The sequence below is a fragment of the Thermoplasmatales archaeon genome (genome assembly GCA_014361195.1).
Taxonomy (GTDB): domain Archaea; phylum Thermoplasmatota; class E2; order UBA202; family JdFR-43; genus JACIWB01.
On the sequence record JACIWA010000005.1, the window covers coordinates 15,732 to 26,385 of the forward strand.

Consider the following 10,654-nt stretch of genomic DNA (forward strand, 5'->3'; position numbering starts at 1 on the left):
TTAAATTCATCTAGTGAACTATGTTCTCTCACTAGTAGCTTTTCTCACTAAACTTAATATAAAGATATTAATTTCCTTTTCCGCCAAATTACCTGCAAGGTCTTTTGAAATAATTTTTATTTCATACTTGCCCCAAAACTTTTCATTTAATTTATATGCGTTTATTGTATAAATTATTCCTGTTGTGCCTTCCGCTACTAGTTTCTCGCCAATGTAAAGGGTCATGTCTGAAACACCTGACCCACTATCTTTTGCATTTACAATAAAAGTTATTTCACTTATTGCAATAACTTTATTGCCAATTAGAGGTATTACTCGATGATTTGCTATATAAATTCCTGGTTTTGGTTTATCAATTAATATTTCTGGTGGAGATGAATCAACATTTAAGCTAATTTCTTTTACTTCTTCCCGCAAACCCGCATTATCTATACTGTAGAAATACAACACGTGCTTACCATCGCCTATAACAAATGATTCTCTATATTCTCTCCACTCTTCATTATCCAGCCTATAAAATGTTTTTGCAACTCCACTCCCATTATCCACCGCCTCCAATCTAACTTTAACTGGCCTATTATACCACCCATTATCTCCATCTGGCACGGAAGGATCAAGAATGCATGAAGTCGTTGGTCTGCATTCTCCTACATGCACCACAAATTTTTCAAATTTTCTATTGCCTACATTATCATATGCATTTAAATATATTTCATGGGTTCCATTTGAAAGTGTGAAAGGTGATTCAAATCTCCTCCAGTTGCCATCATCTACTTTATAATCTATTTTCTTAATTCCACTTCCTTCGTCGTGCGCGTATAGGGATATCTGTGTAGAGTGTGAAATATAGTATATACCCCTGGATAATTCGAATAATCCTTCAAAATGAATTTCAACAGATGGAGGAGTGATATCAACAATATAAGTTTCAAAATTGTGAGGAGTTTCTTCATTTCCAGCCAAATCAATTGCCCAATACTCTATAGTATATTTTCCTTCTTCAGTAAATAGCCAAACAAAAGTTATAATCTCATTCCATCCTCCTTCCCTCACTTCCCTATTGTTTTCCTTTCCATATATAATATAGAAAATCTTCCACGGGCCGACATCATCATCCGCATAAATATTAACTGTGCAAACTCTTGGCACAAATTGGGCTGGGTCTTCTCTTACAACAATCCATGACCATGGAGGTGAAATATCAAGCTTTAAATTAGTTGGGTCATTTTGTGGTGTGGTATTTGGATCATCTGTGGGCTGAGTAGCATCATTTATCCCATCTCCATCTGTATCATAATACACATTACCTTGATTGGAAATAGTTCTACAGGTTGCATCGAGATTTACTCTAACCATGAAACTTATTTTTATTGAGCTATTTGGAGGTATAACACCATTCCATATTATTTTGTCATTTATTGCATCGTATCCAATTCCATCTGAAATATCATCATCATTTGGCACATCATTTATTTCGAGTGAATTAGCAACATAAGTAGTGCATGCAGGAATTTTATCTTCAAACTCATTTCCTGGATTATCATTTGAAGGAGCATTGCCTGTATTGTTGATCCATATTGTATATCTTATTATATCTCCTGGTTTTAGAGGTGGGCCATTTAAATCCTCTGCTATTTTTGGATCATAGATGTTTGGCATATCCTCTATTACATTTACAAATTCTGTATCTATATCATATAATTCATATCCTAACTCATCTTCAGCTGTTACATTTACTTCATTAAATGTATCTGATGTTATTGATGTTATATTTATATATATCCATGTTTCTCCTGGTTCAAGAATTCCATCTCCATCATCTCCAGATAAATAGATGAATGTTAAGCCTTGGCTATCAATTATTGATTTAATTGTTAAATTACAATCTCCACTATTTGTTATATTTAACCAATATGTTACTTCTTCTCCAATGTGAATTGTTTTTGGATATGCTTCTTTTGTTATGCTTATGCTTGGATTTATTACATTTACAAATTCTGTATCTATATCATATAATTCATATCCTAACTCATCTTCAGCTGTTACATTTACTTCATTAAATGTATCTGATGTTATTGATGTTATATTTATATATATCCATGTTTCTCCTGGTTCAAGAATTCCATCTCCATCATCTCCAGATAAATAGATGAATGTTAAGCCTTGACTATCAATTATTGATTTAATTGTTAAATTACAATCTCCACTATTTGTTATATTTAACCAATATGTTACTTCTTCTCCACTGTGAATTGTTTTTGGATATGCTTCTTTTGTTATTCTTATTGATGGATTTATTACTTTAACATATGCACTATCTTCATCATAAACAATAATATAGCTTATATTTCCTTCAGCGGTTACATTTGCTAAATTTGTAAAATTTCCATTTCCGCTAACAGTAACATTAAAAGTAATATAAAACCATGTTGAATTCGAAAATGGCCCTGTCAAATTCCATGAAATATTATTTCCCCACTGAATTGGATCACTTAAGTTTGTATCATTCTTTTTAGCAGATCCATTTATATAAATAAATGAATTTGGTAATATATCTGTAATATTTATATAGGATAAATTCTCTGTCCCTGTGCTGATCACTGTTATATTAAAAGTAACTATATCTCCAGAATGAACAGTAACAGATTCACCCCAATATGAATTATTCCATACAGTTTTACTTGCTGTTATGTTTGGATTTAGAGGAGCAGATATAACTGTTGTATTTTCCCATGTTTCATTATATATACCAGTCAAATTTGATAGATTTCCATATGTTACATTTGCATAATTATGCAAAATCGTATTATTTTCTAAAGACGAATTAACAAAAACACTTATATTTACACTCCATGAAGAATTAACGGAGAGATTGAAAATCCATGTATTATTTCCTTGTGTTGGTGATGGAGTTGAAGAGATAAAGCTTACATTTGAATCATAGATTTCTACCAATGTTACATTTGTAAGGTTTATTCCAACAGTATTATTAACCCATATAGTATAATTCAATATTCCTCCCGCATAAACAGGGTCAGGTTTATCGCTTTTTTCTATACTTAAATAAACATAAGGTGGAAAAAATGGCCCGAACGGGATATCACTTAAATCAGGACCATCTGTTGTTGGCATTTGCTCAAGATTTGGATTTTCTTGATCTGTTGCCCAAACAAGTATATAAAAAGGATATGGATTTTCTATAGCCTCCCAGCTTATGTACATAAGCACACATTTACCAATTATTTCATATCCGCCTATGGAGCTATTAGTTATTAATCCACCACTATAATTTCCTTCCCACTCGCTAAACATACCATCCCCATCTAAATCCTTTAAAAGATAAACATCTCCAATCCCATCATCATTTGTGTCCTCAACAAAAAACAAATATTCTCCGCCCGTTATGGTCCCTCCCTGAACTCGCCCGTCTCCGTTCAAATCTATAAACCATTTATATCTCGTATCTTCGTGTTGAGTAAAATTTGGATATCCATAACAGCATAGCCTAAGATATAAATAGTTTTCATCCATCGCTATATAAGCATATTGAACATCTCTATAATCATCCTGCGCCCCACCTTCATTTCCATCGGTATCAATCAAAGTCCATTGACTTGGCCATCCAGATGGTGGCTGACCTAATATTTGGGAAATTAAACCATAGACTCCATAACTGATAATAATTGCCACTATTACAATTAATAGCATCTTTTTCAAGTTCTCGCCTCTTATTATATATAAATTCTAAATTTATAAATTTTTTCTAAATTCTTCTTAAATTTTTAAGAAAAGCGGAATTAAACTTTCTAAATCTACAATAATTGAGAATTTTTTCAACTGAGAATCTGCGATTTTTATTCTTTTACCTTCTCTAATCTGGATTTTAATTAGCTCAAATTCAATACTTTCTTCTCTTAATCATTTCTGCAACTTAGTTTTGCTTTTTATCTTGTCTATTAGTAACGGTTATTAAAGAGGATTGAAGAATATTGCCTCTATCTCTTCTTCGTTTTTATTTCCCGCTTTATCATAAGCTATTGCTTTTATCTTATGGACTAAAATCAGCTTTTCATCGCATGTCCATGAATATGGGAAACTGAAATCCTCACCCTTCTTAACATCATCTATGTAAAATTCCACTTTTTGTATTCCATATGTATCATTTGCGGTAACTTCAACCGTTATTTTTCCTATTATTACCGGTTTTCCTATGATTGGAATGACCCCCCTATCAAATATATACATTTTTCCTTTCTCTGGCTTATCTATTTTAACCTTTGGTTTTGTATTATCAATTGTAAAGTTCTGAGAAATCTCACTGCCAGAATTATGAGAGCTATCCGTGGCAATTATCATTATAACATAATTGCTTCCATCTTCCAAGCCAGCGATGTTCCATGTATGTGAGCCATCATTCGCCTCATCAACCGCAACATTTATCCATATGCCCCCGCCGTTTGGGCTGTATTTTATTGTTATTTTAACATTTGTGCCGTCATAATTATCATTTGCGCTCCATCTTATCGTAACATTTCCAGATAAAAATTCTCCACCCGCTGGAGCTATTATCTCAATTGATGGAGGTGTAATATCTCTTATCTCAAAATTTTGAAATGCGGAAATATTGGAGTTATTTGATGAATCAATTGCATATATGAAAAAGGAGTAGTTTCCTATCAAGCTATATGTTCTATTGCAGAAGAAAGTATTTCCTGTTCTATTGCTGAATATGCTGAAGTTTTCATGAGTTAAGTTAGGATATGTTATATTCAAAAATACATCACTTACATTCACATTATCCGTGACAATGCATGATATATTCATATTTATTCCAAAGCTTGCTATGGATGGATATGAAATATTTTTTATCTCAGGAGGACTTAAATCCTTTATCTCAAAATTATAGAGGGATGAATTTACGGAGTTATTTGATGAATCAATTGCATATATGAAAAAGGAGTAGTTTCCTATCAAGCTATATGTTCTATTGCAGAAGAAAGTATTTCCTGTTCTATTGCTGAATATGCTGAAGTTTTCATGAGTTAAGTTAGGATATGTTATATTCAAAAATACATCACTTACATTCACATTATCCGTGACAATGCATGATATTCTTACATATTTCCCAGCATCTTGAACTGGTGGGGTTGCTACAACATCACTTATTGAGGGTGGAATATTATCTTGCCATAATACCGTCAAATTTACTCTTATTTTTCCACTTCCTCCATTTGAATTTATTGATATGTTGCATACATAGTTGCCCGCACTTAATCCAGTTGTATTTACTGTTATTTTTATCTCATCACGCTCTCCTGATGATGAGCCAGTTGTTACATTTAAAGAAAGCCATGTACATGTTTCACTTAAATTATAGTAAAGAATACCACTTCCACTATTCCATATCTCAAATGTTGATTCTGCGGTTGTATTTTGCAATAAATTGAAGTCAAAATATGCAGGATAGTAGGAGAGAACTGGAGCAAATCTTCTTATTTCAAATGTTGAATTGCTTTCATCATATCCGGAATTGCTTGCATAATCATATGCAACTACTTTAATTTTGCAATTTGTTGAAGGTGTATCTGGAATAAGCCATTCATATATTCCATCATTTTCTGTTCCTATAAATATTGGATTATATGTTACTCCACCATTTGTTGAGTAATAGATAGCTATTGATTGAACACCATAATCATCTGTTGCAATCCATCTTATATTTTCAGTTGTTCCAACATATAATATTTCTCCTCCATTTGGATAAATAACTTGCACAACTGGAGGAGTAGTATCAATTGGAATTACTGTCAAATTTACTCTTATTTTTCCACTTCCTCCATTTGAATTTATTGATATGTTGCATACATAGTTGCCCGCACTTAATCCAGTTGTATTTACTGTTATTTTTATCTCATCACGCTCTCCTGATGATGAGCCAGTTGTTACATTTAAAGAAAGCCATGTACATGTTTCACTTAAATTATAGTAAAGAATACCACTTCCACTATTCCATATCTCAAATGTTGATTCTGCGGTTGTATTTTGCAATAAATTGAAGTCAAAATATGCAGGATAGTAGGAGAGAAATGGGATCAAGTCAGTTTGAACATTTACACTCCCATTTACAACAATTAAATCTGTTGTTCCATGAACTATCGGATTTTCAATATTTATATAGGATGAGCCAGTTCCTATGGCGGTGAAATTTATTATTGCAAAGGTGCCTTCCTGCGTCTTCGATGTGCTGGAGACCGCCATTATGTAGCTTATTTTGCCAGCGGTATTGTCTATTACTATAGTTAAGTTTCCGAGCCAGGTTTCGAACATCCCGCCATTTGTCACGCTATTTGCCCTTAAAATCGAGGGATTGAATGAGATGTTGCAGGCGGCGGATGAAACAGGTGAGGCGGGGGTAATATTTATTCTTACAGAAAATGAAGAATTCAAATTTACTGTTTGCGATGATGGCACTATTGATATGGTGTGCTTGCTATCCGCAACTGCTAAATTTAAGGAAGCCAGAACAAGCATTAAACAGATTATAATTTCCTTCTTCATTTTTTTCACCTTTTATTATGTAATATAAAACTCTATTTAAATTTTCACAAAATAAAAAGAGAAGGAGGGGATTATTTCTTTGGCTTCTTTTCTTCCTTCTTTTCCTCTGTTTCCTTTTTTTCTCCCTTGCTTCTTCTCCTCCAGATTGCAAAGACTGCTATTGCTATTATGATGAGTATTACTATTATTATCAGATATAGCCATATATTCACTTTTTCAGCTTTTATCTCTATCTGTATGACTTTTTCTGCGGTTGCGCCATCGTTGTCTTTTACAATCAATGTTACATTATATGTTCCTTCTTTTTCGTATGCATGCTTTGGATTCTGCTCATAGCTTATATTTCCATCTCCAAAGTTCCATGTCCAATTGACAATGCTTCCATCCTCATCCGTTGAAAGGGAAGTGAAGTTGATATCTTCCTTTGGTTTTGGTTTATCCGGAGAATATGTTATCAATGCTGTCGGTGGCTTGTTTCTTACTTCTATTATCTGTGAAGTTGAGGCATTTGCTCCCTTATCATCTTTTACTGTTAATTTAACCACATATGTGCCATTATCTGCGTATTTATGAGTTGGATTTTGGGCATAACTTATGTTTCCATCTCCAAAGTCCCATGTCCAATTTACTATGCTTCCATCTGGATCATAGCTTCTATCTGCAAAGGTTATTGTATCTGTATCATATGGTTGCAATGGACTGTATGTGAAGTTTGCAACAGGTGGCTTGTTCTTCTGAATTGTAAATGAGAATGAATTGATTGAGCCAGTATTTCCTGCATTATCAACGGCATAATATTCTACAGTATGGCTTCCTTCTGATGAAACTGTATGGCTTCCATAGGAGTCACTAATAGTGTAGCTTGTTCCATCTATCTTATAAATTATTCTGCTTACTCCTGAAACAGTATCTGAGGCAGAGAATGAAATTGTTACATCTGTTGTGTATTTTCCATCAACAAGCGTACCAGCTAGGCTATGGCTTGCGGTTGGAGCTGTTTTATCTATTTTAATTGATATGTTCTTTTCTGCTTCCGTGTTTCCTAAATTGTCTATGCTGTAATAATAAATTGTATGCTGTCCCTCGCTTGAGATTGTAACATTTGATGTATATTCATTCCAAGCACCAGCATCAATCTTATAATATATTTTATTTACTCCACTTTTTTCGTCGGTTGCTGTTAAATTCAAAATTACATTGCTCTTATACCAGTTATTATCTCCGATTGTTCCCTGCAAGTGAGTTGTTTCTGGTGGAGTATTATCAACATAAACTGTTTGATTATGCCATGCAGTATTTCCTAAGTCATCAATTGAAGTTATGTTAATCCAGTGAGTGCATTCTTCATCAATTGTAAAGCTGAGTGTTGCTGTTCCGCTTGTTACATTATTCCATTCATCATAAATTAATTGTCCAGTTGATGCATTATATACTTTTACATTTAGATGAACTGAGCCAACAGCACATAGGCCAGTATCTGTTGAATTTAGATAAATTGTTGTTTGAGATGTTATATGCTCATTGTATATTGCTCCTTCAAATTCTTTTGTTATTGTTGGCTCGCTATTATCAACTTTTACTTCTATGCTCTTTATTTCTTCTTCATTTCCAAGATAATCAACTGCATAGTATTCTATTGTATGAGTGCCTTCATCATCTATTGTAAATGGAGAAGTATATTCAATCCATGTTGCTCCATCGAATGAATAGTAAATTGCTTCTACTCCTACCCCTATATCAACTGCTGTTAATGTTATTTGCGTGGCTGAAGTAATCCAGTGATTTGTTCCATCAAAATAATAAGGTAAGCCAAATGTTAATGTTGTTTCTGGTGGAGTTAAATCAGCTTCAAGAGTTGCATTCTGAGTTATGACATAGAGAGGTGGATAAGTATCAACATTTATTATATTAATTTCACTTATTCCTGTCTGTTTTGCCTCAAATTCTATTGTTGCAAGCAACCCTTCTTCTGTTACGGGTGGAGCTGGCGGAAGTTGTGTTACACTTACTATGACGGATCCTTTCGTATTATTTATAATTGGGTAAATAAAATTGAATAATCCGCCGTCGATAACATTTGTTACACTGAAATTATCTGGATCAAAAATTATTTCAAAGCCAATAGCGCTAATTTCATTTCCATTTGGATTTAAACTGATATTGAATGTTGCCTTATCCTTTGTTATTTGATATGCCGGCTCAATCAGCAAATACACAGGTGGATTTCTTATTTCAACTGTTGCATTTTCAAAAACAAGAGGATAGGGATGGTTTTCTACATCTACAACCATACATAGTGGTTCACCATTCTCAGTTTCAGGATCAAAGTTTATAGATGCATTTCCTGCTTCTTTTGCTTTAAATGTAATTGTTGCAAAAACGCCGCCGGAAGCAGGCTGATCTAGGAAGGTGAAGCCCATAATATTATCTATTCTACCAGCTGTATTGTTTATTATCCCACTACTGTTTAAACTTTCAAACATATCTCCATTTTCAACTTTTATTGCCTCAAGAAGGGTTGAATTAAATTCAATGAAACACTCCACTGCATAGATATTTTCTGCCTCCACAACAATATCAACTGTAAATTCTTCTCCTTTCTCAACTGCCTGGAATGATGGCGATATGCTCATTTTTGGAATATAAACTTCTACCCTAACTGTTGCTTCATTGCTCCATGCTCCTTCATTGTCCTTAACTTTATATTTGAACTCATCAATGCCTGTAAAGCCCGCATCTGGTGTATATAATACTGTTCCATCTGCATTTACTGATACACTTCCATGGGCTGGAGCTTGAGTAATTTCTATGCTTGCTAAATTTATGCTTCCATCTGTATCATAGTCATTTTCCGTTACATTTATCAAAACAGGAAAGTTTTGAGGTGTTTTTACTTCATCATCAACTGCAACAGGTGCCTCATTTACTGGATTTATTGTTATTGTAACTGTTGCAATGTTTGAATAATCTTGTCCATCATATGCCTGATATGTAAATGTATCCTCGCCGTTATAATCTGCATCTGGAGTATATGTAAATGAACCATCTGGATTTAATGTTAAAGTTCCATGAGCTGGAGCATCAACAAGAACAGCTGTTAAAGTATCTTCATCTGCATCATAATCATTTGCCAGCACTCCTGTTGAAGCATCTATGGTTAATGTTGTATCTTCATCTGTTTCATAGCTGTCATCAACTGCAACAGGTGGAGTGTTTATTATTAAACCAAGATGAATTTCATTTACTAATATTTCTCCTGCTTTTATTGTGAAGTTCTCTGAATGTGATGGATAACCTTCTTTTTCTACCTCAATTGTATATTCTCCTGGAGGCATTGTAAAGCTTGCATATCCATTTTCATCTGTCCAATCCCCTACATGATATGAATAGTCTTCATTGTATATTTCTACATATGCATCTTCTATTGGATTTCCTTCGCTATCATAAACATATACTTCTTTTGTTGCAATTTCAACAACTACATTATTTGGTAATGTTTGCCCTGCTTCTATTGTAAAGGTTTCTTTATATACAACATAAGAGCTGTCTGAATAGATGTCATCTACTTTAATTGTATATTCTCCTGGAGGCATTGTAAAGCTTGCATATCCATTTTCATCTGTCCAATCCCCTACATGATATGAATAGTCTTCATTGTATATTTCTACATATGCATCTTCTATTGGATTTCCTTCGCTATCATAAACATATACTTCTTTTGTTGCAATTTCAACAACTACATTATTTGGTAATGTTTGCCCTGCTTCTATTGTAAAGGTTTCTTTATATACAACATAAGAGCTGTCTGAATAGATGTCATCTACTTTAATTGTATATTCTCCTGGAGGCATTGTGAAGCTTGCATATCCGTTTTCATCTGTCCAATCCCCTACATGATATGAATAGTCTTCATTGTATATTTCTACATATGCATCTTCTATTGGATTTTCTTCGCTGTCATAAACATATACTTCTTTTGTTGCAATTTCTCCGCTACCAACATGCGGAACCTGAGCAAGGGTGGGCAAAGAAGAAAATAAAAGAATAAAAGAAAGGAAGAAGATTAGTCCTTTCCTAGTGTCTTTCTTCATCATTT

At 33.6% G+C, this 10,654-nt stretch carries 3 protein-coding genes; all 3 read right to left on the reverse strand.

What is annotated here, in order from left to right; all coding sequences use genetic code 11:
• Positions 1-18: 18 nt before the first annotated feature.
• The gene (locus H5T44_04195) at positions 19-3,717 is read right to left on the reverse strand and encodes a DUF11 domain-containing protein (protein ID MBC7081426.1); all 3,699 of its coding nucleotides are present in this window, start codon (positions 3,715-3,717) and stop codon (positions 19-21) included.
• A 252-nt stretch (positions 3,718-3,969) separates the two neighbouring features.
• Positions 3,970-6,558 carry a hypothetical protein gene (locus tag H5T44_04200; protein MBC7081427.1) on the reverse strand — a complete coding sequence of 863 codons (2,589 nt, stop codon included), beginning with the start codon at positions 6,556-6,558 and terminating at the stop codon, positions 3,970-3,972.
• 71 nt (positions 6,559-6,629) lie between these two features.
• Positions 6,630-10,649: a tandem-95 repeat protein gene (locus tag H5T44_04205; GenBank protein MBC7081428.1), complete on the reverse strand. Its 4,020-nt coding sequence runs from the start codon at positions 10,647-10,649 to the stop codon at positions 6,630-6,632.
• Positions 10,650-10,654: the final 5 nt, after the last annotated feature.